Source organism: Haloarcula sp. CBA1127, from assembly GCF_001485575.1.
Lineage (GTDB): Archaea > Halobacteriota > Halobacteria > Halobacteriales > Haloarculaceae > Haloarcula.
Map to the genome: position 1 here is coordinate 442,296 of NZ_BCNB01000006.1, position 25,392 is coordinate 467,687.

General features: G+C 63.9%; 26 protein-coding genes. 13 read left to right on the forward strand and 13 right to left on the reverse strand.

From position 1 onward, the window contains the following. Positions 1–108 precede the first annotated feature (108 nt). Positions 109–894, forward strand: coding sequence for a hypothetical protein (locus AV059_RS06880; RefSeq protein ID WP_058993326.1), 786 nt, complete (start codon positions 109–111; stop codon positions 892–894). 48 nt (positions 895–942) lie between these two features. Here AV059_RS06880 and AV059_RS06885 read toward each other — a convergent pair whose 3' ends face one another. Further along, positions 943–2,070: an ORC1-type DNA replication protein gene (locus AV059_RS06885; RefSeq protein WP_058993328.1), complete on the reverse strand. Its 1,128-nt coding sequence runs from the start codon at positions 2,068–2,070 to the stop codon at positions 943–945. A gap of 83 nt (positions 2,071–2,153) precedes the next feature. Then, positions 2,154–4,220 carry a helix-hairpin-helix domain-containing protein gene (locus tag AV059_RS06890; RefSeq protein ID WP_058993330.1) on the reverse strand — a complete coding sequence of 689 codons (2,067 nt, stop codon included), beginning with the start codon at positions 4,218–4,220 and terminating at the stop codon, positions 2,154–2,156. Between the two features lie 141 nt (positions 4,221–4,361). Here AV059_RS06890 and larE point away from each other — a divergent pair, with 141 nt between their 5' ends. Both larE and AV059_RS06900 read left to right on the forward strand, forming a co-directional pair. Beyond that, a complete protein-coding gene (gene larE, locus AV059_RS06895; RefSeq protein ID WP_058993332.1) occupies positions 4,362–5,243 on the forward strand; it encodes an ATP-dependent sacrificial sulfur transferase LarE in 882 nt (293 codons plus the stop codon). A 222-nt stretch (positions 5,244–5,465) separates the two neighbouring features. Continuing rightward, on the forward strand, positions 5,466–5,738 hold the full coding sequence (locus tag AV059_RS06900) for a hypothetical protein (protein WP_058993334.1): 273 nt from the start codon (positions 5,466–5,468) through the stop codon (positions 5,736–5,738). 113 nt (positions 5,739–5,851) lie between these two features. On the opposite strand, the gene AV059_RS06905 is transcribed toward AV059_RS06900, so the two are convergent. Beyond that, complete coding sequence (locus AV059_RS06905; protein WP_058993336.1) at positions 5,852–6,481, reverse strand: histidine phosphatase family protein; 630 nt, start codon at positions 6,479–6,481, stop codon at positions 5,852–5,854. 1 nt (position 6,482) lies between these two features. After that, positions 6,483–8,102: a twin-arginine translocase subunit TatC gene (locus AV059_RS06910; RefSeq protein WP_058993338.1), complete on the reverse strand. Its 1,620-nt coding sequence runs from the start codon at positions 8,100–8,102 to the stop codon at positions 6,483–6,485. A 104-nt stretch (positions 8,103–8,206) separates the two neighbouring features. Between AV059_RS06910 and AV059_RS06915 the strand changes: the two genes are divergently transcribed. Beyond that, positions 8,207–10,396: a twin-arginine translocase subunit TatC gene (locus AV059_RS06915; RefSeq protein WP_058993340.1), complete on the forward strand. Its 2,190-nt coding sequence runs from the start codon at positions 8,207–8,209 to the stop codon at positions 10,394–10,396. Between the two features lie 30 nt (positions 10,397–10,426). Here the strand turns inward: AV059_RS06915 and AV059_RS06920 are convergent, their stop codons facing one another. Continuing rightward, positions 10,427–10,867: a hypothetical protein gene (locus tag AV059_RS06920; protein ID WP_058993342.1), complete on the reverse strand. Its 441-nt coding sequence runs from the start codon at positions 10,865–10,867 to the stop codon at positions 10,427–10,429. Positions 10,868–10,998: 131 nt separating this feature from the next. Between AV059_RS06920 and AV059_RS06925 the strand changes: the two genes are divergently transcribed. Continuing rightward, positions 10,999–11,175 (forward strand): ribbon-helix-helix protein, CopG family, encoded by a 177-nt coding sequence (locus AV059_RS06925; RefSeq protein WP_008307016.1) that lies wholly within the window; start codon positions 10,999–11,001, stop codon positions 11,173–11,175. Beyond that, the gene (locus AV059_RS06930; protein ID WP_058993344.1) at positions 11,165–11,863 is read left to right on the forward strand and encodes a queuosine precursor transporter; all 699 of its coding nucleotides are present in this window, start codon (positions 11,165–11,167) and stop codon (positions 11,861–11,863) included. Before AV059_RS06925 ends, AV059_RS06930 begins: the two co-directional genes overlap by 11 nt. Before the next feature lie 18 nt (positions 11,864–11,881). Here AV059_RS06930 and AV059_RS06935 read toward each other — a convergent pair whose 3' ends face one another. Next, complete coding sequence (locus tag AV059_RS06935; protein ID WP_058993345.1) at positions 11,882–12,673, reverse strand: 23S rRNA (uridine(2552)-2'-O)-methyltransferase; 792 nt, start codon at positions 12,671–12,673, stop codon at positions 11,882–11,884. A 314-nt stretch (positions 12,674–12,987) separates the two neighbouring features. Between AV059_RS06935 and nirK the strand changes: the two genes are divergently transcribed. The 4 genes from nirK (at position 12,988) to AV059_RS06955 (ending at position 16,465) form a co-directional block, all read left to right on the forward strand. Beyond that, the gene (gene nirK / locus AV059_RS06940; RefSeq protein ID WP_058993347.1) at positions 12,988–14,073 is read left to right on the forward strand and encodes a copper-containing nitrite reductase; all 1,086 of its coding nucleotides are present in this window, start codon (positions 12,988–12,990) and stop codon (positions 14,071–14,073) included. Between the two features lie 97 nt (positions 14,074–14,170). Beyond that, positions 14,171–14,914 carry a DNA polymerase sliding clamp gene (locus tag AV059_RS06945; RefSeq protein WP_007187874.1) on the forward strand — a complete coding sequence of 248 codons (744 nt, stop codon included), beginning with the start codon at positions 14,171–14,173 and terminating at the stop codon, positions 14,912–14,914. Positions 14,915–14,920: 6 nt separating this feature from the next. Continuing rightward, the gene (locus tag AV059_RS06950; protein ID WP_058993349.1) at positions 14,921–15,817 is read left to right on the forward strand and encodes an alpha/beta fold hydrolase; all 897 of its coding nucleotides are present in this window, start codon (positions 14,921–14,923) and stop codon (positions 15,815–15,817) included. A 36-nt stretch (positions 15,818–15,853) separates the two neighbouring features. Further along, positions 15,854–16,465, forward strand: coding sequence for a hypothetical protein (locus AV059_RS06955; RefSeq protein WP_058993351.1), 612 nt, complete (start codon positions 15,854–15,856; stop codon positions 16,463–16,465). 13 nt (positions 16,466–16,478) lie between these two features. On the opposite strand, the gene AV059_RS06960 is transcribed toward AV059_RS06955, so the two are convergent. Further along, positions 16,479–17,465 carry a DUF4382 domain-containing protein gene (locus AV059_RS06960; protein WP_195156629.1) on the reverse strand — a complete coding sequence of 329 codons (987 nt, stop codon included), beginning with the start codon at positions 17,463–17,465 and terminating at the stop codon, positions 16,479–16,481. Between the two features lie 192 nt (positions 17,466–17,657). Here AV059_RS06960 and hjc point away from each other — a divergent pair, with 192 nt between their 5' ends. Beyond that, positions 17,658–18,176, forward strand: coding sequence for a Holliday junction resolvase Hjc (gene hjc / locus AV059_RS06965; protein ID WP_058993352.1), 519 nt, complete (start codon positions 17,658–17,660; stop codon positions 18,174–18,176). An 18-nt stretch (positions 18,177–18,194) separates the two neighbouring features. Here hjc and AV059_RS06970 read toward each other — a convergent pair whose 3' ends face one another. Continuing rightward, a complete protein-coding gene (locus tag AV059_RS06970; protein ID WP_058993354.1) occupies positions 18,195–18,842 on the reverse strand; it encodes an SWIM zinc finger family protein in 648 nt (215 codons plus the stop codon). Between the two features lie 129 nt (positions 18,843–18,971). Between AV059_RS06970 and AV059_RS06975 the strand changes: the two genes are divergently transcribed. After that, positions 18,972–19,181, forward strand: a complete 210-nt coding sequence (locus AV059_RS06975; RefSeq protein WP_004590143.1) for a hypothetical protein — start codon at positions 18,972–18,974, stop codon at positions 19,179–19,181. Here AV059_RS06975 and priL read toward each other — a convergent pair. Next, complete coding sequence (priL, locus tag AV059_RS06980) at positions 19,178–20,254, reverse strand: DNA primase regulatory subunit PriL (RefSeq protein ID WP_058993357.1); 1,077 nt, start codon at positions 20,252–20,254, stop codon at positions 19,178–19,180. The two genes, AV059_RS06975 and priL, sit on opposite strands and share 4 nt — an antisense overlap. A gap of 281 nt (positions 20,255–20,535) precedes the next feature. On the opposite strand from priL, the gene AV059_RS22325 reads away from it, so the two are divergent. Beyond that, entirely contained in the window at positions 20,536–20,688 is a 153-nt protein-coding gene (locus AV059_RS22325) for a hypothetical protein (protein ID WP_195156630.1), read from the forward strand. A 137-nt stretch (positions 20,689–20,825) separates the two neighbouring features. Here AV059_RS22325 and AV059_RS06985 read toward each other — a convergent pair whose 3' ends face one another. The 4 genes from AV059_RS06985 to AV059_RS07000 form a co-directional block, all read right to left on the reverse strand. Then, on the reverse strand, positions 20,826–21,281 hold the full coding sequence (locus tag AV059_RS06985; RefSeq protein WP_058993359.1) for a DapH/DapD/GlmU-related protein: 456 nt from the start codon (positions 21,279–21,281) through the stop codon (positions 20,826–20,828). A gap of 288 nt (positions 21,282–21,569) precedes the next feature. Beyond that, positions 21,570–22,847 carry an adenosylhomocysteinase gene (locus AV059_RS06990; protein WP_058993361.1) on the reverse strand — a complete coding sequence of 426 codons (1,278 nt, stop codon included), beginning with the start codon at positions 22,845–22,847 and terminating at the stop codon, positions 21,570–21,572. Between the two features lie 44 nt (positions 22,848–22,891). Next, complete coding sequence (locus AV059_RS06995; protein ID WP_058993363.1) at positions 22,892–23,905, reverse strand: hypothetical protein; 1,014 nt, start codon at positions 23,903–23,905, stop codon at positions 22,892–22,894. A 138-nt stretch (positions 23,906–24,043) separates the two neighbouring features. Further along, complete coding sequence (locus tag AV059_RS07000; RefSeq protein WP_058993365.1) at positions 24,044–25,342, reverse strand: amidohydrolase; 1,299 nt, start codon at positions 25,340–25,342, stop codon at positions 24,044–24,046. Positions 25,343–25,392 lie beyond the last annotated feature (50 nt).

The following is a 25,392-nucleotide window of genomic DNA, read 5'->3' on the forward strand; positions in this document are numbered from 1 at the left end:
ATACTCATTGACATGAGCAAGGCCACCAAAATCGTCCTCGGAACAATCGGCGTGTCAGCACTGCTGTCGATCGGCATCGTCATCAACCTCGTCCTGTTCTCGGCGTAGATGTTCACCGAGCGTTCACTGTCCGGCGAGCTGCCGGCAGTACGTGCGGCCTACGCCCCCGAGACTCTCGTACTGAACTGCGACCGTGACTTCGAGACGCTGGACCCCGCAGTCGCCGAGGAACTCCTGCTGGTGACAGACAGCCTCGACCAGATTTCCTACGACGGTGCGTGGCTCCCGACCACAGCGCCAGAAGTGCTACAGGAGTACATCGGGAATGACCTCACCATCGGGATGCCCGGCGACGGCGGCGTCGCCTGGACACGCCAGACGGTTCCGCCCTGCGTGTTCGTCAAGCCGCGGCTGGAGACCTCGCCGGACGACTTCGTCTCGTTTCTCGTCGCCGAGGCGCTCGTCGAGGTCAGCCTCGACGAACCCGAGCATTTTCTGGGCTTTTTCGGCGAGCAGTACCCGGAGTTCGTGGCTGCCACAGAGGACCACCTCGATGCGAACGCTCGATACCAGCTCGCAGCGGCGGTGTACACGGCGTACCTCGGGCTCCAGACCCGCGCGGAGTTCGGCGACTGGGCCGACGATTATCCGGATCTGTACGCGGCGTGGGACGACGCCGGCGAACGCCTGCAACCCCGCCTCGACGACCTCCCCAGCGAGATCGCACAGGGCCAGACGGAGTTCGCCGCGGCCGCCGAACTCGCCTGCAGCGGCGTCAAGCACGGACTCGACCTGCCCGCACCGTTTGCCGCGCTCGACACGGACGCCTATCTGGAGTACGGCGCTGACTACGCCGTCCAGTGGGCCGAGACGACGTTCGAGAAGATGGAGTAAGCCTGGTTTGTTTCGGTGGTTCGGCAGAATACGATTTATGACGTTGTGCTACAGCCGTTCCAGCACCGCGTCGGCGTCGTAGTTGAGCGTCAATTCCCGTGAGCGGCCACGGCCTTCGACATTTGTGTAGTCGGCGTCGATGATGTCGAGCTGGTCGAGCTTGTTGATGATCTCGGAGTACCGCGTGTAGCCCAGATCCGTCTGCTCGGAGAAGGCGTCGTAGATGTCGCCGGCCTGCTGGCCGTCGTGGGCGGCGATGACCTCCACGAGCGCGGTCTCCGAGTCTGACAGCTCCCGCAGCCGACGCGAAAGGTGGACGTACTTGGACTTGTCGTAGGCCGCCTCGACATCCTCGGGTTCGACGGAGCGGGAGGCGCGCCGCTCGGCGTTCATTCCGGCCCGGCGCAGGAGGTCGATACCGACCCGAAGGTCACCGCCCTGCTCCTCTGTCAGTTCAGCGACGCGGTCCAGTACCGTAGGGCCGACGACGCCCTCATTGAACCCCCGGTCGGCGCGCTCGCCCAGGATATCTGCAATTTCGGCCTGTCCGTACGGGTTGAAATACACCTCCTCCGGGCGAAATACGGACTGGACGCGTGTATCGAGGGCGTCGATGACGTCTAATTCAAGATCCGAGGAGACGCAGATGACACCGATTTTCGCGCCGGAGTGGGCCTCGTGGGCGCGCAGCAGCGAGTACAGCGTGTCGCTGGCCTCGCTCTCATAGAACAGGTAGTTCACGTCGTCAAGGGCGACGACGAGTACCTCGTCTTCCTCGACCAGTTTATCCGTGATTTGGGAGAACAGCTTCTTGAACGAGATACCTGAAGAGGGTGGCTCGTAGTCGAATATTTCAGCGAACAGGCGAGAGAAGACGGCATAGCGCGTCGAGTCCATCTGGCAGTTCACCCGTACGGTCTTGACATCCGTCTGGGCGGTGAGTTCATCGAACAGGATCTGGACGGCCGTCGTTTTCCCCGTCCCAGGTGGCCCGCGGGCGATGACGTTGAGCGGGCGCGACCCCCGGACGGCTGGCCGGAGTGCGTACTTCAGCGTCTCCATCTGGGTGTCCCGGTGTTTGAACGTCTCCGGGAGCCAGTCGATCTCGAAGACGTGTTCGTCCCGAAAGACGGACTCGTCCCAGCCGAGCATCCGGTCCTCGGGGTCGTCACTCATCACTTTCACCGAGCTTCGCGGCCCACTTAACCATTTGCCACAGCTTCACCCACAGTGACAGGTCAGTGCGTCTCGGGCAGTCGCTACTCGAACTTTCCGAGCAAGTCGCTGTAGAACCCATCGCCATCGTCGGCACCGTCGTCGGCGAGCTTCTCGACGATGAGTTCCGGGGTCGAACGGGCGAGCTTGCCCTTGACCGGCGAGCGCTCGACGCGCAGCTCGCCGTCTTCCAGGCCCTTCGCCTCAATGCCATCGATGCTGATATCGGTTTCAGCGGCCGCGCGGATGTCGCGTGCAAGGTGCGAGACAAAGATAGCCGTGGCCTGCCGTTCACCCAGCGCTTCGAGGATGCCAGCCATAATTTTCGCGCTGGCTCCCGGCTCGGTTATCGATTCGAGTTCGTCGACAAGCACCATCACCGGGCGGTCGTCGGTCCCGGCCGCTGAGTCGCCCGAAGTCACCTCGCTGTCTCCATCCGTCTCGTCCCCCGCTGGCCCCGAACGGTAGTCGACATCAGCGACGAGGTCGCCGAACTCCCGTAGCGTGGCCTCGAACGCGCCGGCGTCCAGCGTCCCCTGGGTCTTGGCGTGGTAGTGGAGTTCGGAAATCCGACCGATTCGGGCCGACTCCGCCGGGACGGGCAGGCCCATGTGGGCTAGGGTCGTCACCAGCGCCACGAGGTCCAGCGTCGACGTTTTGCCACCGCTGTTGACCCCGGAGAGGACCGTCACGCCCTCGACAGTGTAGTCGACGGGCTCGACTTCGTCGAAGGGAACATCGAGCAATGGTGAGCGCCCGCCCTCGATAGCGACGCCCTCGGACTCGGTTAGCTCGGGCATCGTGCAGTCAAAATCGTCGGCAAAGCGGGCGATGGCCAGCTCTACGTCGAGTTCCAGTGCGGCGTCGACCAGCGCCGCGGCATCCGCGCGCATCTCGGCGAGGTCGTCGGCCAGCTCCCGTTTCCGGCGGGTCGCTCGCTGGTCGCGCGCGGCGGTCAGTTCCTCGCGGAGACGGGCAACGACATCCTCGCTGTGTTCGACGGGGTAGGCGGGCTCGTCGGGGAACGCTCGGCGCGCCGTCGCCTCCATGTCCCGGAGCGCCAGCGCGTCGACGAGGTGGTCACGGGCCTTCTCGACGGCGGCGGCGTACTCGTCGGCCAGTTCCCGCTGGAGCAGCGAGTCAACGCCCGCGCCGCGTTCGACCAGCGACAGCAGGTCCGTCCCCTCGATAGTCACGTCCTGCTCCTCGATGGCTTCCCGGAGATGGTCGTTGGCAACGCTTTCAGCCGTCGACACCGCCGCGTCGAGGTCGTCGACAGCAGTGGCGAGCCGGTCGAGTTCCTCGTCGCCGCTGACGCTGCCGTCCGCATCGAGCTGGTCGAGCGCCGACAGGAGCGTCTCTAGGTCACACGGCGCGTCGAGGTCGGCGACGCGGTGGACCTCGGCGGCGGCCCGTATCCGGTCGCGGTTGCGGGCGAAGAAGGTGAGTACGCGTTCCGGAACGACGGATTCGGGCTCTTCGAGCGCGTTGGGCTCCACCCGCACGTCGCCCTCGATATCGACGCCGGCGAAGGCCTCATCCAGCGCGACGACCGTCGAGTACGAGCGGGCGAGTTCGGCCAGTTGGCGGGCGTCGTCGACGACCTCGACACTGACCTCCGGAATCGCGGCCTGTGCGTCGGCGTACCGTTCGGCGTCGCGGGTCGCCAGACAGCGGTCCCGGACCCGCACGTCGCCGGGTTCGGCAAGCGGCTCAACAGCCGAGAGGGCGTCGAGAACTGCCGGGTCAGGCTCGCGGGCCATCGCTGACTCGGCGAACGAGCGGACTTCCTCGATACGGCTGCGGACGCCGCTGGGATAGATTGTCGCCAGTCGCTTCGCGGCGTAGTCGGTCACTGTCCGCTCGGTCAGCAAGGCCAGTGCGTCCTCGTGGATCTCTCGGGCGCGTTTCGTCGCGGTGAACCCACCGGGGTCGTCGTGTTCGGCCCGGATCGCACCGCGAGCGATGCGGGCGGCCCGGCCCTCGCTGATTCCCGGTGCGCGTGCGAGCGACGCCACGTCGCCGTCCCGAAGTGCCGCCTCCGGGTCGTCTAGTTCCCGGAGCGCCGCGGCTGTCTTCGCCCCGACGCCCGGAACCGATTCGAGCTCCATCTGCCCGCCCATTCGACGCCAGCGAGAAAAAACCCGTTGCCAGCGGCTCCGGCGGCGGAGTGGGCGGTCGATACCGCTCGGCTCGGTCAGCCGAACACCGAACGCGAAGGCGTTTTTGCGCTCCACCGAGAAAGAAATTCCATGTCTGCTGTTTCGGAGAAGCTAGCGGCCGCCCGCGAAGACCTCGAGTCGCGAGACGGCGTGCTTATCGCCTTCTCCGGTGGTGTCGATTCGAGTGTCGTCGCCGCACTGGCGCACGACGCCCTCGGCGACGACGCTATCGCCTGTACCGCCAAATCTGAAACGCTCCCCGCTGCCGAGCTTACGGACGCGACCCGCGTCGCCGAGGAAATCGGCATCCGTCACGAAATCGTGGAGTTCTCCGAGCTCGACAGCGAGGAGTTCATGCAAAATGACGACATGCGGTGTTACCACTGCCGGTCGATGCGGCTGGGCGCAATGTACGACCGTGCCCGTGAACTCGGCATCGACGTGGTGTGTGACGGGACGAACGCTTCCGACGTGGGCGAGGGCCACCGCCCCGGCCTGCGCGCCGTCGAGGAGCTGGACGCCTACTCGCCGCTGTTGGAACACGACATCGAGAAGTCCGAAGTCCGGGAAATCGCCCGCGAGTACGACCTCTCGGTCGCCGACAAGCCCTCGATGGCGTGTCTCTCCTCGCGGATTCCAACCGGCCTCGAAGTCACGGAGGAACGACTCTCCCGCGTCGAGAAGGCCGAGCGCCTCCTGCGGACGTGGGGCTTCGAGCAGTTCCGCGTGCGCGACCACGACGGCCTCGCCCGCATCGAGGTCGGCGAGGCGGAACTCGAAACCGCGCTCGACCCTGACTTCGTTCGCACCGCCCGCGAGCACATCGAAGACTGTGGCTTCGACCACGTGACGCTTGACCTCCACGGGTACGAAACCGGCAGTGTAAGCCCCGAAACAGAAGAATCAGCTGAGGAAGAGGCCGAGGACGTGGTTAGCAACGTTTTCGACGCCGACTATCCGTCCGTCGATTGACGACGTAACCCTTCTCAAACCAGTGCGTCACGTCAGCCATCGCTTCTACGTTGGGCGATCAGACACGCAAAGTAGCGCTTTCGTCGTCATGGAAAGTATGAGATAAAGTACAAGTGTAGCGGTACAGTCGGAACAAGTATAGACCACAGTGGACCGCGGTCGGGCTGAGTTCAGTGATATGCACGGCCAGCCTCGAAACACGGCAGGAATACCACGTTATATATGCTCGTTGACCTATTTCTTGATTCGGCGCTTCTCGTACTCGGTATCTTCTCGTTGTTTGCCATTCCGGTAGTTTTCGCGCAATCGACCGAAAACACGGACGCCGAATCCAAGTTAGAACGTGTCGCACCGCTGTTGCTCGTTATCGCCTACGTACTCTCGAAGCTCGTTCCGGGTCGGTTCGTTACGGTATCCCCGGGCGTGGAGAGTGCTGTCGGGACGCTAACCCTTGTACTCCTTGTCATCAGTATCTATTTCATGTTCGTCAGATAGCCAGCACCACAGCGCGACGACCACCCGCAGTCGCTCGTACTCCAGAGTTCACCGGTGAGAGTACAGAGAGGGTTCTGGGTCGTATCGCGTCAAGTAACAGCGATAGTAAGCACTCAGTCCAGCAACGTTCGCCAGCCAGTCATCTCCTTGTTGACCAGTGCAGAGCCGTCCCCGTCCAGTCGAATTTCGTTGACTGCGCAGTTCGGCTGTGAGCTTCGAGCGAGTGCTGTGTCCGGGCCCACATCGGTGAGTTTCGCCAGCAAGACCTTGATGACGCCGCCGTGGGTGACCACCAGCGTGGTTTCACCGGCGTCGGTCGTCGCGATTGCCCGGTCCCAGGCCGACTCGACCCGTCCGCGGAAGGTCGGAATGCCCTCGCCGCCTTCCGGGGCTGCGTCGAGTGAGATGACGCTCGCGTCCCGGTTGTGGCCGGGGAACTCATCGAGCAGTTCCTCCGCGTACAGGCCCTGCATGGTTCCGAAGCCGCGCTCACGCCAGTCAGTCTCGAACTCAGGGTCGGGCAGGCCACCGTAACCGTCGTTGGCTGCGGCGGCCGTCTCGCGGGTGCGCCGGAGGTCCGACGCGAAGACGCGGTCGACGCCGTAGCGCTCATCGAGCCATGTTCCAAGTGCTGTGGCCTGCTTCTGTCCCCGTTCGGTCAGCCGACTCGGGGCCCACCCCTGAATACGACCGTCGCGGTTCCACGTCGTCTCGCCGTGCCGGGCGACAAGGAGGGCCCCCATCTCATTCCTCCCGGTTTCGCCAGCGCGCGACGGCGATGGTCCCCTCATAGAGGAGGACAAGGCCGGCAGCGACGGCGATTGCGGCGTTTCTCGGGAGGCTGAACTGGTTGATGAGGCGGAACAGCGTCGGGTCAGGGCTACCGAGGTAGCCGACGACGATAGCGACGGCCCACACCGGCAGGCGGGCGGCCCGGAACCCGCGCCAGAGTTTGACCGAGCCGTAGTAGTTCTTGTTCACGTACGCTAGCGCCTCGAACAGGACGATCATCCCGCCGCCGACAAGCATCGGCGTGGCGTTGCCGAGGCCGACAGATGCGAGCGTCTCAGTAACTGTGGCTGGCAGTTGCTCGTAGTAGCCCGTCGGGACCGGCGCGGGGCTGAGGACGTAGCCGGCGATACCGGCGGTCAGCCACGCGACCGGGCGGCGAGCGGCGAGGTCGTCCGCCGTCGGGACCGGCGACGTGCTGCCGGTCCAGCGAAGGAGCAGCAGGGTCCCCTCGAACAGCCCGATCATCGTCACGGCGACCATGAGCGGGGCCATCCCGGTCGGGTCCGGGCTGAACAGGAACGCCACGGCGGCGAAGCCACCCCAGAAGTACAGCCGCCGGTCCTGCAGCCACTGGCGTGTCGTCACGCCCATCATCACCGCGAGCATCACAAACAGCGGAATCTGGAAGATAAGCGCGAACAGCCCCAGCATCAGGATGATGAGGTTGAACGTCTCGCTCAGGCCGAAGGCCAGGTCGGCTGCGCGGTCGGAGTAGGTGATGAAGTAATCGAACATCGCCCGCAACACGGCGAAGTACGCGAAGCCGACGCCGACGGCTGCGAGAACGAGACTTGTCGGAACCGCGGCCAGATAGTAGCGTCGCTCGCGGGGGTACAGCCCCGGTCGCATGAACAGGTACGTCTGGTAGACGAACACCGGTAAGGCGACGATAAAGCCGACTAGCGATGATACCTTCAGCCGCGCCAGAATGAGCGCGAGCGGGTTGTACACGTTCGGACAGTCAGCGCCCTCGACGACGCTGCCGTCGGCATTCGTCGCGACCTGACCGCAGGCCTTGGCCGGGCCGTCAAGGAACGAGTACCACAGGAAGTTGATGAGTTCGTCGGAGTACGGTAGGGCGATGACGGCGACGACAGCCATCACGCCGACGACGACGAACAGTCGCATCGCCATCTCCTCGACGTGGTCGGCCAGGGGCATCTCCTCGTCGTCGGGTGCGCCCTCGTCAACCATGTCATCGTCGGGGTCGTAGCTCGGCGCATTTCCGCCGCCGGTCGTCGGCGCAGCACCACCGGCACCGGCCGGCGACGGCGTCGGTTTGCCCCAGTCAGTCGGAACGTCCGCCGGAACAGCGGCGGAGATATCCGACGCGTCACGGTCGAACAGCCCGGCGCTGGATTCGGATTCTATTGGGGCAGCGTGTGAGCTAACAGTGTCCTCGTCACCGCCGGCCGGCGCTGGACCGGGACCCGTCACGTCGTCCGTTTCCCGGTTGGCATCGGCCTCAGCCACGGGGTCGGTGGGGATTGACGAATCGTCGGATTCGTCATCGGACGGTAGTGGCGGCTCATCGGGCCTGCGCCGCTCGTCGTCTGCGTCACCGTCCTCCATCTGTCCCGGGCTTAGACGGTGGGTATTGTAAACTTTCTTTTCGAGCAGTGGCTGTCACCGGGATGAATAAATTGATAACGCCCACTGGGCTAGGCACAGAGAAGATGGCGAGTGCTATCGACGAGGACACCGTCCAGACGGTCCAGAGCGGGCGCGCGACGCTCGGCGCGATGCTCCGCTCGGCACAGGTGCACCTCCAGAAGGTGTTCATCGTCTTCGTCATCGGGATGATCGGCACGATCATGGCGCTGCAGTACGGCGTCTGGGACACGCTCAAACAGGACCTACTGTACTCCCAGATGGACCTCACCACGCAGGAGGCCACGAGCATCGTCGCGGTCACGCCGTTCGACGTGATCCTTCTGCAGGTGAAAATCGGGGCCGTCATCGGAATTCTCATGTCGCTGCCGCTGCTGATCTACTTCGGCCGCGATGGGCTTCGCCAGCGCGGCTGGTGGCCGGCCGAGCACATCCCGACCTGGAAGGGCGCGCTGTTCGTCACGATAAGCCTGAGTTTGTTCGCCGGCGGCGTCGGCTACGCCTACGAGCTGTTCTTCCCCCTGATGTTCAACTTCCTCGCCGGGGACGCGTTCAAGGCCGGCTTCACGCCGCAGTACTCCATCGTCAAGTGGTTCCAGTTCGTCTTCCTGCTGGCCGTTTCCTTTGGACTCGCCGCCCAGTTGCCGCTCGTGATGACGGTGCTCTCCTACACTGAAATCGTCCCCTATGAGACGTTCCGGGACAAGTGGCGCTATGCAGTGATGGGTATTTTCGCCTTCGGTGCGCTGTTCTCGCCGCCGGACCCCTTCACCCAGATTATGTGGGCCGCGCCGCTGTGTGGCCTCTACGGTATCAGCCTCGCGCTTGCGAAGCTCGCAATGCTGATTCGCCGCTCGGGCGACCTGGTGAGCACGTGGAGCGTCGCTCGCGGGCACTGGAACACGATTCTCGGCGGTGCAGTGCTAAGCGGCGGTGTGGTGTACTACGTCCTGGCGACGCCGGCGTTCCAGTACATCCAGCAGTTCGCCGAGGTGTTCCCATCCGACCGGCTCACCGGCGATATCCAGCCGCCGGCGCTGTTCGGGCTGCCGGTCGAGAGTACAGCAGTACTTCTCGCCGCCGTCTTCGGTGTCATCGGTGCCGTCGTCGTCCTGTACTACCACGTTCTGACCGCACTGTCAGAGAAGGCTGGTCCCGGTCAGGTCGGCGACCCGGCGGCCATCGACATCGGCGAACTAAACGCTTCAGCCGTCGAGGTCGCGCCCCCCGAAGTGTTCGAGGAGATGACCGAGGACGAGGCGCTCGCCCACGCCGACAGCGCCCTTGCGGACGACAACAAGGAGAAAGCGCAGGCCGTCCTCGACCGCTGGGACATGGCCCACGAGGACGACCCGGAGGGCGAGGGCGACGGTGCCGACGGGACCGCCGAAGCGGACGAGGAAGACGCAGGCGTGTTCACCTCGACAACCGCCGGCATGGTCGACGCGTTCACCGAGGACGAGACCACCGAAGACGAGATCGGCGGCTACTACTACGATATCCAGTTCATTCTCAGTGCGCTGGCTTCCCGGGCGTTCGTGATTCTGGGCATCTTCGGCGCGGTGCTCGCCGCCGCGTTCCTGTTCCTCTATCAGGGCGGTATCGGGTCGATACAGCGGACGTTCGTCAGCCGGCTCCCGCCCGAGATGGCCGCCGACGTGAGCATCGTCACACTCCACCCCGTGGAGCACCTCGTGTTCATCGTCAAGTTCTCGACGATACTCGGGGCTGTCTCTGTCATCCCCGTGGTGCTGTACTTCGCGTGGCCGGCGATGCGCGAGCGCGGTCTCGTCATCGGCAACCGCAACATCCTCGGCGTCTGGGGCGGGACGCTGTTCGCCGCGCTCATCGGCGGGAGCCTGCTCGGGTTCCTCTACGTGGCCCCGATGACCATCTCCTGGATTGCCTACGACCAGCTGAACTCGAACATGGTCATCGCCTACCGAGTAAGCAAGTTCGGCTGGCTCGTGTTCTTCCTCACCATCGGGATCGGCCTGCTGGCGGAGATCCCGGTGACGATGTTCCTCTTCCATAAGGGCGGCATCATCCCATTCCGCCTGATGTACGAGCGCTGGCGGGAGGTCGTCATCGCCATCGTTGCCCTCTCGGCGATTCTCTCGCCCAGCGGCATCTTCACCATGTTCATCGTCGGCATCCCGACGGCGCTGGCGTACATGCTTGGGCTCGGCATCCTCTGGGTGTACACGCTGGGCGGCCGGCGGACGACGAACCGCCGGAGCGAACCAGCCGACTGATAGCTATTCGCGGAGCCGAGTCGGGGAGTGTTATTCGACGATGATCGCGCCACCGTCCCGGTCGTGGAACGCGCAGTGATACTCGTAGCGACCCGTTACCTCGATAACAACCCCGCGTGACTCCCCCTCCTCTAGTCTGAAACTCCAGGCTTTGCCCCCGTCCGGCCTGTCGTGCGTGCAGTAAATCTCGTGATTTCCGGAAACCGCCTGAAAATGCACGCCTTCCCCGGACTGGATAGTGATGCTGTCCGGCGCGACGTGATTTTCGTCATCGACGCCCATGTGGATGGTGTTCTCACTGGCAGGAGTCGGGGCCGCTGTCCGTTCCGCGGTCGTCGACTGTACGTCCGTCGCGCTACTACGTTCGGTCGCGGTATCGTCTTCGTCAGCACTGTTCTCACTGCTGCAGCCCGCTAGCCCGATCACCAGCGGGACACTACCGAGGACTGTGCGTCGCTTCACTCTGCGCATATATTCCGAAGATCAAACACCGGAATGAAAAGCTATCGGATAGTTGCCTCGGTGCATAGCATCCATGCAGGTCGATACGTCCGGTGAATAAACCACAGTGGCTAAGATTATGCCCAATATATTCTCCAGATATGCCCAAGATAAGCGTCGAAGTTCCGGCGGAGTTGCTGAATGACATCGACAAGCACGTCGGCGAAGACGGGAAGTTCGTCAATCGAAGCGAGGCTATCCGCGCCTCAGTCCGAAAAACGCTCGACGTGCTTGACGACATCGATGAGCGCCAAGGACGACTCGACGATGACCAGTGAGCGGTCGGAGGCGGTGCGCGTCGGCCTCGTCGCGCTGTTCGTGACAGCGCTGGTTACCTCACAGGTGACCGCCTCGAAGCTGCTTGCGTTCTCGCTGCCGTTCTCACTCCCGCTTGCCGGGTCGACACTTGTCCTGCCCGGGGCAGCGCTAGCGTACGCGCTGACGTTCTTTGCCTCCGACTGCTACGCCGAACTGTACGGCCGCCGGGCCGCGACCGTCGTCGTCAACGTCGGCTTCGCGATGAACTTCGTCCTGCTGGCGCTGGTCTGGAGCACGATTCTCGCCCCCGGACTCCCACAGGCGGCCCAGCCGGTCGATCTCGCGGCCTTCCAGAATGTGCTCGGGGCGAGCACGGCCATCGTCGTTGCCAGCCTGTCGGCCTACGTGATAAGTCAAAACTGGGACGTGTTTGTCTTCCACTGGCTCAGGGACCGAACGGACGGTGAGAAGCTCTGGCTCCGTAACATCGGCTCGACAGCCACCAGCCAGCTCATCGATACGGTCATTTTTGTCGGCGTCGGCTTCATCCTGTTTCAGGGTGTCCCACCGAGCGAGGCGCTGGTGCTCATCGTCGGCCAGTACCTGCTAAAGCTCGGTATCGCCGTTCTCGACACGCCGTTCGTCTACGCCGTCGTCGGCTTTGCCCGGCGAAACAACGTCGTTACGACCCCGGCGAGCGCCGACTGAAAAACGACTGCGAGCGGCTTACTCGACCGGTTCGGCGAACGCGTACCGCGGTTTCACGTCGTCGATTCGGACCTCGACGGTCTGGCCGTCTTCGACGCCGCTGACGAACACGGTGAAGTTCTCGACCTTGGCGATACCGTCGCCCTCCTCGCCGATGTCGTCGATAGTGACTTCGACGATGTCACCCTCGCGGACCGGCCCAGTCAGGCGGTGTTTCGCAACCAAATATAGCTCCGAGGAGGAGTCACGGGAGGCGTCGGGGCGGACCTCGCGGACGTACTCGAACTCCGGTTCGATGTCGGCGATGAGGTCATCGAGGTCCTGTCCGTCGAACACCTTCGCACAGAAGTCCCCGCCGGCGTCAAGCAGGTCCGTCGCAACCTCGAAGGCCTGCCGGACCAGATGGACCGACCGGGCGTGGTCGAGGTCGTACTGCCCGGTCATGTTCGGGGCCATGTCAGAGATGACAACGTCGACCGGTCCGCCGCTGCCGTCGCTCTCACCGACGATTTCTCGGATCTCGTCTTTCGTGCTGTCCTCGGTCATGTCGCCGCGGACGTACTCGACGGTCGGTTCGGGATCCGCCAGATCATCGATTGTCTGGCGGTCGACGCCGACGAGCGTGCCGCGTTCGCCGATGCGCTCGGCCGCGACCTGCATCCAGCCGCCGGGTGCCGCGCCGAGGTCGACGACGGTCCGTCCCTCGCCGAGGAGGCCGGCTGTGTCGTCTAGCTGCTGGAGCTTGTAGGCTGACCGCGCACGATACCCCTCCTGCTTCGCTCTGTTGTAGTAGTCGTCTTTGCCCGACATAGTTACCTCACACCGCGCCTGCCTCGAACGCCGAAAGATGGCGAACGCGTAGTCATAGTACCACGGAGGCGGTCAGCGCTCAAATGGATGCCGACTCAGAGTTTCCGGTCGAACTGCTGCACGACAGTCACCAGTCAGTTTTCGTGTCGGGAAACTCAGGTATACTGTCAGTTCTGGACGCCATGCATTACCGCCGACCCGAACACGTTCAGTGTCGTTCTTACCGCGTAAGAACGCGTCTCAGCGGCTGAGATTCGCCGGCCCCATATATACAGGTTGCGCGCTGATTCCCATCCGTAGGAAGTGACCTCCCAATATCAACCATTCCGACGACGACGCGGAGGCGGGTGTTAGAAGCCTTGGGCGTCGGCACGGCCGCACTTGCGGGCTGTGCCAGCGCACCAGGCGCAAAAGAGCAAGCGACCGAAGCGGAGACGACCCCTCAGGAGCCAGCTATGAACGCCGCACAACAGACCGACGTCGACCGTATTGCCGCCGATCCGACCGCAATCCCGGACCCGATTGACCGGTCGGAGCCCAAGACCGTGTCGGTCGAGATGACCACCAAAGAGCAGGTCGCAGCGGTCGAGCCGGGCGTCACCTACACGTACATGACGTTCGGCGACCAGATCCCCGGGCCGATGGTCCGGGTTCGCCGGGGCGACACCGTCGAACTCACCATCACGAACGAGGAGGGGAACTCGATGCCTCACAACATCGACCTCCACGCCGTCCGTGGCCCTGGAGGCGGTGCTGAGGCGTCGATGGTCACGCCGGGCCAGACCAAGACGTTCCGGTTCAAGGCTACCTACCCCGGTGCGTTCATCTACCACTGCGCCGTCCCGAACCTCGATATGCACATCTCCTCGGGGATGTTCGGGATGATACTCGTCGAGCCGAAGGAGGGGCTCCCCGAAGTGGACCACGAGTTCTACTTCGGCCAGCACGAACTGTACACGACCGGCGATACCGGCGAGAAAGGGCACCACGACTTCGACATGGAGGCGATGGCGGCCGAAGAGCCAACGTACGTCCTGATGAACGGCGAAAAGTACGCCATCACGCCGGACCGACACGGTTCGCCGAGCATGTCGGTCGGCGACACCGCTCGCGTGTACTTCGTGACCGGCGGGCCGAACCTCGACTCCAGTTTCCACCCCATCGGGTCCGTCTGGGACGAGGTCTGGCAGCAGGGCGCTATCGCCGGACCGCCGAACAAGTACGTCCAGACCACGCCGGTCAAGCCGGGGTCCTGTGCCATCGCCACGCTCCACGCCGAGGTGCCCGGCCCCATCAAACTGGTTGACCACGCGCTCTCCCGGGTCGCCCGCAAAGGCATGATGGCCGTCATCAACCGCGAAGGGGCGGCAAACCCCGACGTATTCGAACCGGAGGTCTGACCGAGCGGTAGGCAACAGTGGCCCAGCATCGGTCGCTCGCGCGCACGCGGTTTCAATGAGGGACTTTTTAATGGATGGGGGCATAGTCCGGTTCAAGATGTTCAACGCCATCGTGAGCGCAGACACGCTCCAGGCGACTCTCGACTCTGTGAGCGTGCTGGTGGACGAGTGCAAGATCCACCTCGAAGAAGACGGGCTGGAAATCCGGGCAGTCGACCCGGCAAACGTTGGAATGGTCGACCTGCGACTCGACGCGGCGGCGTTCGAGTCCTACGAGACTGATGGTGGGCTCATCGGCGTCAATCTCTCCCGGCTCGAAGACATCGCCGGCATGGCCGACGCCGGCCAGCTCGTCCACCTCGATCTCGACGAGGAGACGCGGAAGCTCCACATCTCTATCGACGGTCTCGAATACACCCTCGCGCTGATCGACCCCGATTCGATCCGTCAGGAGCCCGACCTCCCGGATCTGGACCTCTCGGCGAATATCGTCATCGAGGGGAAAGACATCGACCGGTCGGTCACCGCCGCGGACATGGTCAGCGACCACATCGCGCTGGGCGTCGACGCGACCGATGAACTGTTCTACGTCGACGCCGAGGGCGACACCGACGATGTCCACCTCGAACTCACCCGCGACGACCTCATCGACCTCACGCCCGGGGACGCCCACTCCCTGTTCTCGCTGGATTACCTGAAGAACATGAACAAGGCCATCCCGAAAGACGCCGAGGTCGAGATGGAACTCGGCGAGGAGTTCCCCGTCAAGATGCACTTCAGCTTCGCTGAAGGCCAGGGCCGGGTCACGTATATGCTCGCGCCGCGCATCCAGAGCGAATAACGACGGATGGCGTCCGCGCCGCCGATTCCGGCCACCGACTGGCTGCCGGACGATTCCGAGACGGAATCACTCTCGCTTCCTGACGGTCGACGGCTGGCCTACGCCACGTACGGCGACGCCGACGGGTATCCGGTCCTCTTCTGTCACGGTACCCCCGGATCACACGTCGCCGCACGGCTGCTCACCGCACCGGCCCGCGAACACGGCGTCCGCCTCATCGCTCCGGACCGGCCGGGTATCGGGAACTCGGAAGACGCTTCCGTCACACTCGAAGACTGGCCGGACGACACCGCGCACCTCCTGTCCCATCTCGATGTCGACACGGCCGGAGCCATCGGTTTCTCCGGCGGCGGTCCGTTCGCGCTGGCCTGCCACCGATTGCCCGAGATACAGCGCGTTGCACTTCTGGGCAGCAGCGGTCCGCCGTCAGTCGGCGCAACAGGGCGCGTCCAGCAGTTCGTCGGGGCACTCTCTCGACACGCTCCGTGGGCGCTCGGACGACTCTTCCGGCTGCAGCGATGGTTCGCCCTCCGCCGGGACCCGTCCTACGCTGTCGGGTTCGTTGCTGAGGAGACACCGGAAACAGACGCCCTAGCGGCCGACGAGGTGGCGCGAATCGTCCGCGCCGATATGCTCACGTCGATGGCACGCGGCCCGAGCGGGATCATCCGCGAGCAGCGACTGCTCTCACAGCCGTGGCCGTTTGCCCTCGAAGACATTTCGGTGCCGGTTAGCGTGTTTCAGGGGCAAAACGACGCCAACGTTGCCCCGTCGACGGGGACCGCCCTCGCACAGCGGCTTCCGGACGCCTCGCTCGAACGCGTCGACAGCGACCATCTCGGTACGTTGACAGCTGCTGGCGACGACGCGCTGGCCGCCGTACAGCGTCGCACGCGCGTCTGACGTAGCGTTTTGTGGGTCGGGTACCAACGGGCCGGTATGGAGAACCTCGGGGACGCGTACAGCGACCGGCGGTGGGAGGGCCGCAACCCTCGCCGCGTCGTTGCCGGTGCGACCCTGGGGGGTGTCGGCGCGCTGGCAGTGGTTGTGGCGATACTTCTTGTGACAACTCCGCTGTCGGCAGTGGTCGGCGCAACTGAACCCCACGCCGCGGAAAAGCTCGGCGGGACACTGGGCGGCCTCGGCATCCCCGCAATGTTTCTGAGCGTCGTCGCCGTGCTCCCTTCAAGTCGCCGGGAGCAGAGTGGTGTCGCCGTCGGTGCGATTCTCTGTTTGGTCGGGATCGGACTGTTTCAGGTCGCGTATCCCTACAACTGGACGGTGGGCGAGCAGACACTGGCCTTTGAGACGACGATGGCGTATTTCATCGGGACGTGCGTGGCGTTCTGGTTCGTCTTCACGGCGATGGCGAGCTTCCGACGACGGAACAATCCACACGGCACAGTGAAACTTGAGATTTCGCACAAAGGCGAAACGAAGACTGTGGAGGTATCCCCCAAGGAATACAGGCGCTACACGCAGGCGGTTCGCGGCGACGGCGGCACAACCGACGAGGTCATTCAAGAACTGGAGTCGCGAATCGAAGACTAAGGGTTCCTGAGCGCTACTCGGCAGCCGTCGTTGTGTTGCCGCGCTGGTTCGACTCCGGCGTCGAGTCCCGGTCAGTTTCCTCGGTTTCTGTCGTCGCGACTTCGGTCTCTTCGTCATCGTCGCTCGCGTTGCTGTCCTCCTCCGCCTCGTCGGCCTCGTCTTCCCCACCGTCGCTGCCGACCTCCTCAACAGCAACGTCCTTTCCGGCAACCCCGCTTTCCGAAATGACCGGCAGGAGGTTGTAGCCGCCGTTGCCCTTCTTGACGACGTTGATGTCGAAGACGAAGTCGACCGATTCGCCAGCAACGACTTCGAACGGCTTGGTCAGCTGGAGCTTCTCGCTCGGGATCTTCACGTCGACCGACTCGCCGTCGACGACCCCATCGACGGATTCGGCGTACAGTTCGATCTTGCTGTAGCGGCCCGCTTCGAGTTCGCCATCGAGGACGCCGATAGCTTTGTCCCCGACGACTTCGGTGAGGTCGACGGTTGCGCCGTCGAGGTCACGAACCTCGAAGCCGCTGTCGCCTCCGTCGGCTTCCTCGTCCTCGCCTTCGGTTTCATCCGCTATGTCGTCATCGTCCGCCGTTTCGGGCGGCTCGGCAGTCTCGGTCAGCTCCGCTGTCTCGGTTTCAGTCGCTTCAGCCGTCTCTGCTCCGGTTGCTTCGGCCGTGACCGTGTCCGTAGATTCGGTCTCGGTCGCGTCGTCGCCTTCGTCCATCTCCTCGTCGCCCTTCGCGTGGAAGATGCGGGCTCTGGAGAAGGATACGTCGAGCGAATCGAAGTCACCGATAGCCGCGGGCTGGTCGCTGATTAGCAACCGGAACGTCCCGACGGTTCCGCCGTCGTCCGTCATTGCGTCCGCGTCGGTGGAGCCGCCGTCGCTGGTGCCATCACCGCTGGTTCCGTCAGATTCGCCGGAATCGCTCGACCCGGAACAGCCGGCGAGGAGACCGACGCTGACGCCAGCGCCTGTCGCGATGAATCGTCGTCGTCTCATTGGCTCTCACCTGTGTGGTTGGTTGCCGCCGATACCGTCCGTGCTGTTACGTACGTATTCATTCCATAGTCTGGGATGGTACTGGTGCGTATATGCCCCGCGATAGGTCAAATCAGTGTACGCTTCTCTGAACGGAATGAACGGTCTGGCTGTATCTGAACGGTTTTACCCCCGTCGCTCCACGACCTGATAATGGCAAACTCGAACGCGAAGGGCGACCGCCGCGAGCGCGAACTGGTCAACGCACTCGACGAGGCGGGCTTTGCGGTGATGCGCGCGCCGGCAAGCGGCAGCGCGACCGAGCGGGAACTGCCGGACGTGCTCTCGGGCGACGGCGAGACGTTCTACGCTATCGAGGCGAAATCCAGCGCCGGCGACCCCATCTATCTCACCGGTGAGGAGGTCGAGGCGCTGCTGTTTTTCGCCCGGAACTTCGGCGCGAAGCCACGTATCGGCGTCCGGTTCGACCGCGAGGACTGGTACTTCTTCCACCCGGCGGACCTCCACACGACCGACGGCGGCAACTACCGCGTGAAAAAGGAGAAAGCGCTCTCCGACGGGACTGACTTCGACGAGTTCGTGGGTAACTCCGAGAAGGTCACGCTGGATGAAGTGGGCGACGACGGCCCCGACCAGAGCGTACTGGACGTGCTGTCGGCCCTCGAGCGCGGCGACCTCGACAAAGAGGAAGCCGCAGCGATGCTGGAATAGCGGTTCACAAGCGTTCGATTACTGTGTCCCGCCGACGACGAGTTCGGCATCCTCGGCGCGGCGGAGCCGTGACAGCGGAAAGGCGTATTCTCGTGGCTCAGTCGCGCTGACGGCGTCGGAGAGATACGTCGCCAGCACCACGAGGTCGTCCGGCGGGTAGCCGTCGTTAGTGTCGTAGTCGGCAACCGTCCCGTCGGTCGCCTCGATGGTCCAGTCGTCGGCCGGCGTGTCGGTGACGGCCGTAACGACGAGGCTGTCGTCCGTCTCGCGGTCCCGCACGATGTCGCCGGTTTCCAGTCGGCAGTTGCCACAGAGATGGGGCGTTCCCGCGTCGGCGGCGACGAAGGTAACGGTGCCACAGGCGTCACAGACCGCCCGTTGCTTGCCGGGCGGTGCGACCCGCCGTGCGGTGATTTCGATGGCAACGCGCCGGAGGTGTTTGCAGTGCTCGCCGCGGATGCGGTTGTCCGGGCAGGAACAGGCGTGCTGTGCGATGTCGACGAGGTACGTGCTGTCGCTCTCCGTCGCCACGGCATACGTGCTGTCCGCTCGTGGGCGAACGGCCATGCGCTCGGTCCAGGCGCGGGCGGCCCGGTCCGGGAGGGAACGGAGGTCCGGTGCAAGTGCGGTACTCTGCCGGTCGGCTGCTGGCTCGATGAGCGTCATAGGTGCGGACACGGCTGTATTTTCCAATGTGTCCAGTTGAAACGTAGGTGCTACACAGGCCTAAATGGCTCGGCCAGTGGGCTCCAGCGCTTCGATACCCTTTTTGCCGGCCCTGTGAAATCGCAGAGCATGGATATCGAGCGGGAGACGCTCCTGCAAATCGTCATCTCAGCGGTCGCCGTCGTGCTGTTCGTCGGCGCAACTGTTACCGCCTCACAGATGTATCTCAGTGGGTCAACCGTAGAGGCAACGGGCGGCTATGCACTCATTGGCGCAATTGGGCTGTTCGTCGTGTTTATGACCGCTGCTGGCCTCTGGCTCGAACGCCAGCAGTTTTAGGCGTCAGCTTCTTCCTCGCCCTCGTCCTCGCGCCAGTCGACCAGTTCCTCCTCGTCGGTGTCGTCTAACTTCTGCTCGTAGTAGCCCATCGGGTGAGCAATCGTCTCACAGAGGTCGTCCATGTTGACACAGTCACCGTAGGACTGCATGGTCGAACACGCCGGCGTCGAGTACTCCGTCGGGCTGGTCTCCCCGCGGATGTGGTCGACCTGATACCGGGTCGCCTCCTCGCCGAAGCCGGGGTTGACCTGGAACAGGTCGACGATCTCGTCCGTCGTCATCCCGATACCGGTGAGGAAGGTGGCGATGGCAAATCGGGAATGGTGTTCGAGGTGCTCGCCCTTCTGTACCCGGTCGAGCAGGGACTTCATGCAGGGCGGGAACAGTTCCGGAACGACGGTGTCGATCTCGCGGGTGAGTTCCAGTTCCGAGAGGACTTCCTCTAAGCGGTCGACTTCCTCGGTCAGTTCGTCGGCGATGGCATCCGGGACGGTGAACGGCAGGCCGTCGGTGACCCGATGGCGAATCGCCTGTTTCAACAGGACGTTCAGTTCCTCGGCGGTGACCCTGACCTCGCCGTCGGCCAGTGGCCGATTGACCAGCCGCCAAGAATCGCCCCGCTGATCGGCCGCCAGGTCGAGATACGCGCCGACCTCGACGCGGTACCCATGGCCGGCGTCGCTGACAGCGCTGGCAAGGTCGAACTCCGCGAGCAGTTCCGTGCGGTCCAGCGTCTCGCGCTGCGTCGATTTCAGCTCCGTCGTCGTTTCGAACTCCTCGGTGAACCGGTCGTAGGCCGCCTCAGCCTCCGCCTGTGCGTACTTCCGGGTGCAGATGTGCACGTCGACGAGCGATACCAGCACACGGGCGACCGGGTACGACAGCAGTTCGACGCGGGTCCGTCGATGTGGCTCACCGACAGTCCCGTCCGTGATTGCCGATTCGACCCGCTCCAGCGCGCGCGCTGTGACCGTTTCGTCCGTGGCGACGATCTCGCCCAAGTCCACCGCCGCGGCTTCGACGGCCTCCCGCGACCGCGCCAGAAAGGGGTAGCGTGCGTGGAGCGGTTCCATTGCCACCACCTTTCGGATGGGAGCGAATAAAATTGCCGTCACCGGGACGGGCGGTGTCAGATTCCCGACAGCGAGGGCGACCAGACTGTGGGGCTATACATATAGGACCGGCCCCGCGGCGGGTGAATACAGCTAGTAGACAAACGGATGCCCACCACTCTCCAGTGATGAAGTGTGGTAAGGATATGCGGGTCGGCGACTGCACACGGTTCGGTCGGGGAACTGGACCGGTGCAGTCATTGCCGACGAGGTAACTGCCAAACGAGACACGGAACACACCGATGACGCACGAGCAACACACCAATTCACAAGAGGGCATCCGAGCGACATTCGAAGAGTACGATGTTGGCGTGGATACGGTCGCCCACATCGGCGACCCGGAGAACCCGTCTGCATGGATTCAGTCCACGGTCTTTGTTGACGTAACTGAGTAGGACCAGTCGACGTACCGGCGACACCTACGAAGCGGTCGGTTTTTTGTCTGCATGGAGTGAATACCCCCGCCCAGCCGATCGGTCGCGGTGGGTAACACGTTCACCGGGAGGTGGAGACCAGTGTTTTGTGCCGACGCTCAGAGGGAGCGCTGTACCGTTTCCGCGGCGGTTCGAACCACAGTCTCGGCGGGAACGTCTTCAGTTACAGTGGTTCCGGCCCCGACAACGGCGTTTTCGCCGACTGTGACACCCGGGAGGACCACCGCGCCAGCGCCGATGAAAGCCCCGTTCTCGATGACTATCTCGTCGAACGTGTCGTTCTGGAACTCCATGCCCGCGTCGGTGAGGTCGTGGGTTACGCCGACAATGGAGGCGTTGGGCCCGATCTGGACGGACTCGCCGACCGTTGCGTTCTCGACGTAGACGTTTGCGTTGATATCAGTCGGGCCGTGGATGGTCGCCTTCTTGATCGAGGCCCCCTCGTAAATCTGGACGCCGTCGTCTATGTCGGCGTCGTGGATTGTGACGTATTCTCGAATCTCGACGGTTCCCAGCGTCGCATTCTCAATCTGAGCGGTCTCGTGGACAGCCATACCGAGACATCAGCGCCGACACTAATCATCGTGGTGACGAAAGCTGGTGTTTGAATCCTAAATCGATTCAAGAAGGTTACCAGCACGGTTATCGTGTGGCAGTCTCGTCGACGTTGTAGTCTGGAGACCGCTCGCTCCGCTCGAACCACTCTGTGTCCTCCACGGGTCGCTTCGCTCCCCGTTCCGGTGCGAGATTCTTCGCTCCGCTCAGAATCTCGCTACTGCTCGCGGTTCCCTTCGGTCACCGCTGCGCGTCTGGCGGGCCGCTTCCTGCGGTCGCGCCCCGCCCTACGTCCCGTGCTGCCAGGAATCCATGTACTCGGCCTGCGTATCGGTCAGGGAATCGAAGTCGACGCCCTCGGCGTCAAGTTTGATCTCCGCGACCTCTTTGTCGAGTCGGTCCGGAACAGCGTGGACACCGGCCTCGTAGTCGTCGCCGTTTTCGACCAGTTCGCGGACACAGACGGCCTGCACGCCGAAGCTCTGGTCCATCACCTCGACAGGGTGGCCCAGTGCGATTGGCGTCGCGAGGTTGACCAGACGGCCCTCGGCCAGCACGTTCAGGCGGCGACCGTCGGCCATCTCGTAGGTCTGGACGCCGTCGCGGGCCTCGTAGGTGTCGACGGCGAGGTCTGACAGGGCGTCGAGGTCGACCTCCACGTCGAAGTGACCGGCGTTGGCGAGCAGGACGCCGTCCTGCATCGCCTCGAAGTGCTCCTCGATGATGACGTCGCGGTTGCCGGTCGTCGTGATGAACACGTCGCCCTCGGCGGCGGCTTCGGCCATCGGCTTGACCTCGTAGCCCTCCATGTGCGCTTCGAGCGCGCGGCGGGGCTCGACTTCGGTGACGATCACGTCGGCGTTCTGGCCGCTGGCTTTCTTTGCGACACCTTTGCCGCAGTCACCGTACCCGGAGACGACGACGGTCTTGCCGGCCCACGAGAGGTTCGTCGTCATCGCAATCGAAGCCAGCGAGGATTCGCCGGTGCCGTGGACGTTGTCGAACAGGCGCTTCATCGGCGTGTCGTTGACAGCGAACACGGGATAGTCGAGTTCGCCGTCCTCATCCATCGCGCGCAGTCGGTGGACGCCAGTCGTCGTCTCCTCTGCCCCGCCGATGATGGTGTCGATGAGGTCCGGATAATCCTCGTGGATGGCCGCGACGAGGTCCATCCCGTCGTCGACGGTGATGGTCGGATCGTGGGCGATGACGGCCTCGATAGCCGCGTAGTACTCCTCGTCGTCGACGCCGCGCTCGGCGTAAGAGGTGATGCCGTCGACGGCGTCGAGTGCGGCGCTCACGTCGTCGTGCGTCGAGAGCGGATTACAGCCAGTGATGGCGACTTCTGCGCCACCGACCGCAAGGATTTCCGCGAGGACAGCGGTCTTGGCTTCGACGTGCATCGCCATGCCGATGCGTTCACCGGCGAAGGGCTTCTCGGCCTCGAACTCCTCGCGGAGCGCGCCGCAGATGGGCATATGCTGGATGGCCCAGTCCATCTTTCGGCGGCCGGAGTCGCGAGCCTCGTCGAGGTCGTCAAGTCGCTCGGAAATAGGCGTCGTCATGCCACGATAGAGGAAGAGAGTTCCTAAAACGCTACCGAAGCCGCTCAGTTACCGCGGTCGTCCGGCGGGCCGGCGTCGTCCGGACGGCCGCGGTCGCCGTCGTCATCGTCGTCGCTGTCGTTGTCGTCGTCAGCATCGTCGTCCTCATCTTGCTCTTCGGTTTCGTCTTCTTCTACCGCGTCTTCCGTCTCGTCTTCCGGTTCCTCGGTTTCGTTCTCGTCGTCTTCAGTCTCGTTCTCCACGTCGTCGTCATCGCGGTCCTCGGGCGGCCCAGCGTCTTCGGGTGGACCGCGACGGTCGTCGTCCGTCTCGTTTTCGTCGTCAGTTTCGTTTTCCGCGTCATCGCTGCCCGGACCGCGGTCTTCGGGCGGTCCGGCGTCCTCGGGCGGGCCGCGGCGGTCGTCCGTCTCGTTTTCGTCCTCGGTCTCGTTCTCGTCGTCACCGAAGATGTCGGCCGGCGGACCCTGTCGTTCGCTGGGGTGGGTCTCATTGTCGTCGGACTCGTTCTCACCGGTGACAGCTGCGGGCGGGCCGGCGTGGTCCGGCGCGTTACCTGGGTTGTTCGCCGTCACGAAACTGGCCACGGCCGGGCCGATACCGCCGGTCCGGTTCTCGTCGCTCAACAGGTCGCTCACGTAGGCTGATACTTCGAGTCCGAAGGTGTCGAACTCGGTCACGTTGGTGACGTTCGGCGCGACGGTCAGGTCCGCCGTCGTCGTCGCAGTGTGATTGTCGGCCATCGCCGTCACGTCGACCGTCACGTTCTGCTCGGGGGCAGGCAGTCCAACCGTCCCATTGCTGTCGGTGGTGTAGTTGCCGGTCCCGGCGTAGGAGGTGTTGTCAGCCGTCGCCACGGCAACTGAGGCGTTTTCGACGCCCGTCTCGTTCTGTGTGACCGATACCGTCGCGCTGCCGTCGTCAGCCTGTGAGACACCGACAGCGAGGGTGTTCCCTGCGTCGGTGTTACCGGCTGAGTCCGCAGCGGCCGCCAGACCCGGACCGACGGCCAGCAAGGTCAGTCCGACAGCGGCGTACAGTGCGAAGAGTTTGGTGCGCATCGTAGCCAATTGGTTCGCCGAGAGAGCGATAAACACCCCCTCTCGTTCAACCCGTTCAGGCCGTTTGCAGAGTCGACAACACCGACTGAGGAATAGTTATACAGTTTAAAGCTAGCTCTCAGCGTTTATTCCGCCTGTTCAGTTACCGGCTCGTTCGACCAGCGCGGCCGCGTGCTCGCTGGCCCGCTCGCGGACGGCCTGCTCGTCGAACACCTCGACAGTGCGGTCGCGCATGAGCACCTCGCCGTCACAAACCGTGTGGCGCACGTCGCTCCCGTGGACGGCATAGGCCAGGTGCGAGACGAGGTCGTGGGCCGGCGTCAGGTGTGGGGCGTCGAGGTCGATGACGGCCAAGTCCGCGTTCGCGCCGATCTCGATGCGGCCGCTGTCGAAGCCCAGTAGAGCCGCGCCGTTCGCCGTCGCCATTTCGACGACAGTGCCAGCATCGACCGCGCTGGCGTCGTCAGCCGCGAGTTTGCCGATCATCGCCGCGTCGCGCATCTCGTCAAACATATCGAGGTCGTTGTTCGAGGCCGCGCCGTCGGTTCCGATACCCACGGTGACACCAGCGTCCAGCAGGTCCTGTACCGGAGCCATCCCGCTGGCGAGTTTCATGTTCGAGGCCGGGCAGTGAGCAACGCCGGTACCCGTCTCGGCCAGCAGGTCGATTTCACTGTCGTCGACGTGGACGCCGTGGGCTACGTACGTGTCGCCGTCCAGCAGGCCGATATCGTCAGCGTAGGCGAGCGGGCGCTGTCCGTGTTCGTCGACGATAGGCATCACCTCGTCGCGCGTCTCGTTGGCGTGCAGGTGGATCGAAAGGTCGTCCTCAAGCGCCTGTGGGACGAACTCGCGCAGGTATTCCTCGCCGACGGTCGTGAGCGAGTGTGGCTGGAACGTCGTCCGGACCCGGCCATCAGCCGCACCGTCGAGTTTCCGAGCCACGTCGAGGCTCTCTTCGAGGTCAGACCGCGCGGCCTCGTCGTCCTTGCCGACAGTGACTGCCGTAAAGCCAAGCACTGCTCGCATCCCAGCCTGGTCGACGGCGTCCGCGATCTCCTCGACCTCGAAGTACATATCCGACAGCGCCGTCGTCCCCGACCGTATCATCTCGACCAGCCCGAGTTCCGCCCCAGCGCGGATGTCGTCGGCGGTCAGTTCCGCTTCGACGGGCCAGACGTCCTCCTGCAGCCAGGCATCGAGGGGCTTGTCGTCAGCGAGACCGCGAAGCAGTGTCATCGCGACGTGCGTGTGGGCGTTGACCAGACCGGGGATGACCAGGCCGTCGCTGGCGTCGAGTTCGTCGTCGCCGTCCAGTGTACCCGGTTCGTCGACGGCCACGATGTCGCCGCTGTCCTGTGAAATCAGTACGTCCGCACGCTCGACGGTCAGGTCAGGTCGGAGGACCTGCCCGCCGGTGACGAGAAGTTCGCTCATGGCGGTGGCTTCGCAACCGCGGGCCTTAGTTCGCCGGGTCCACGCCGTCG

Bases quoted from the DNA above. Each gene is read 5' to 3' on its own strand.
- AV059_RS06880 (WP_058993326.1), top strand. From the start codon at position 109: ATGTTCACCGAGCGTTCACTGTCCGGCGAGCTGCCGGCAGTACGTGCG.
- AV059_RS06885 (WP_058993328.1), bottom strand. From the start codon at position 2,070: ATGAGTGACGACCCCGAGGACCGGATGCTCGGCTGGGACGAGTCCGTC.
- AV059_RS06890 (WP_058993330.1), bottom strand. From the start codon at position 4,220: ATGGAGCTCGAATCGGTTCCGGGCGTCGGGGCGAAGACAGCCGCGGCG.
- larE (WP_058993332.1), top strand. From the start codon at position 4,362: ATGTCTGCTGTTTCGGAGAAGCTAGCGGCCGCCCGCGAAGACCTCGAG.
- AV059_RS06900 (WP_058993334.1), top strand. From the start codon at position 5,466: ATGCTCGTTGACCTATTTCTTGATTCGGCGCTTCTCGTACTCGGTATC.
- AV059_RS06905 (WP_058993336.1), bottom strand. From the start codon at position 6,481: ATGGGGGCCCTCCTTGTCGCCCGGCACGGCGAGACGACGTGGAACCGC.
- AV059_RS06910 (WP_058993338.1), bottom strand. From the start codon at position 8,102: ATGGAGGACGGTGACGCAGACGACGAGCGGCGCAGGCCCGATGAGCCG.
- AV059_RS06915 (WP_058993340.1), top strand. From the start codon at position 8,207: ATGGCGAGTGCTATCGACGAGGACACCGTCCAGACGGTCCAGAGCGGG.
- AV059_RS06920 (WP_058993342.1), bottom strand. From the start codon at position 10,867: ATGCGCAGAGTGAAGCGACGCACAGTCCTCGGTAGTGTCCCGCTGGTG.
- AV059_RS06925 (WP_008307016.1), top strand. From the start codon at position 10,999: ATGCCCAAGATAAGCGTCGAAGTTCCGGCGGAGTTGCTGAATGACATC.
- AV059_RS06930 (WP_058993344.1), top strand. From the start codon at position 11,165: ATGACCAGTGAGCGGTCGGAGGCGGTGCGCGTCGGCCTCGTCGCGCTG.
- AV059_RS06935 (WP_058993345.1), bottom strand. From the start codon at position 12,673: ATGTCGGGCAAAGACGACTACTACAACAGAGCGAAGCAGGAGGGGTAT.
- AV059_RS06945 (WP_007187874.1), top strand. From the start codon at position 14,171: ATGTTCAACGCCATCGTGAGCGCAGACACGCTCCAGGCGACTCTCGAC.
- AV059_RS06950 (WP_058993349.1), top strand. From the start codon at position 14,921: ATGGCGTCCGCGCCGCCGATTCCGGCCACCGACTGGCTGCCGGACGAT.
- AV059_RS06955 (WP_058993351.1), top strand. From the start codon at position 15,854: ATGGAGAACCTCGGGGACGCGTACAGCGACCGGCGGTGGGAGGGCCGC.
- AV059_RS06960 (WP_195156629.1), bottom strand. From the start codon at position 17,465: ATGAGACGACGACGATTCATCGCGACAGGCGCTGGCGTCAGCGTCGGT.
- hjc (WP_058993352.1), top strand. From the start codon at position 17,658: ATGGCAAACTCGAACGCGAAGGGCGACCGCCGCGAGCGCGAACTGGTC.
- AV059_RS06970 (WP_058993354.1), bottom strand. From the start codon at position 18,842: ATGACGCTCATCGAGCCAGCAGCCGACCGGCAGAGTACCGCACTTGCA.
- AV059_RS06975 (WP_004590143.1), top strand. From the start codon at position 18,972: ATGGATATCGAGCGGGAGACGCTCCTGCAAATCGTCATCTCAGCGGTC.
- priL (WP_058993357.1), bottom strand. From the start codon at position 20,254: ATGGAACCGCTCCACGCACGCTACCCCTTTCTGGCGCGGTCGCGGGAG.
- AV059_RS22325 (WP_195156630.1), top strand. From the start codon at position 20,536: ATGACGCACGAGCAACACACCAATTCACAAGAGGGCATCCGAGCGACA.
- AV059_RS06985 (WP_058993359.1), bottom strand. From the start codon at position 21,281: ATGGCTGTCCACGAGACCGCTCAGATTGAGAATGCGACGCTGGGAACC.
- AV059_RS06990 (WP_058993361.1), bottom strand. From the start codon at position 22,847: ATGACGACGCCTATTTCCGAGCGACTTGACGACCTCGACGAGGCTCGC.
- AV059_RS06995 (WP_058993363.1), bottom strand. From the start codon at position 23,905: ATGCGCACCAAACTCTTCGCACTGTACGCCGCTGTCGGACTGACCTTG.
- AV059_RS07000 (WP_058993365.1), bottom strand. From the start codon at position 25,342: ATGAGCGAACTTCTCGTCACCGGCGGGCAGGTCCTCCGACCTGACCTG.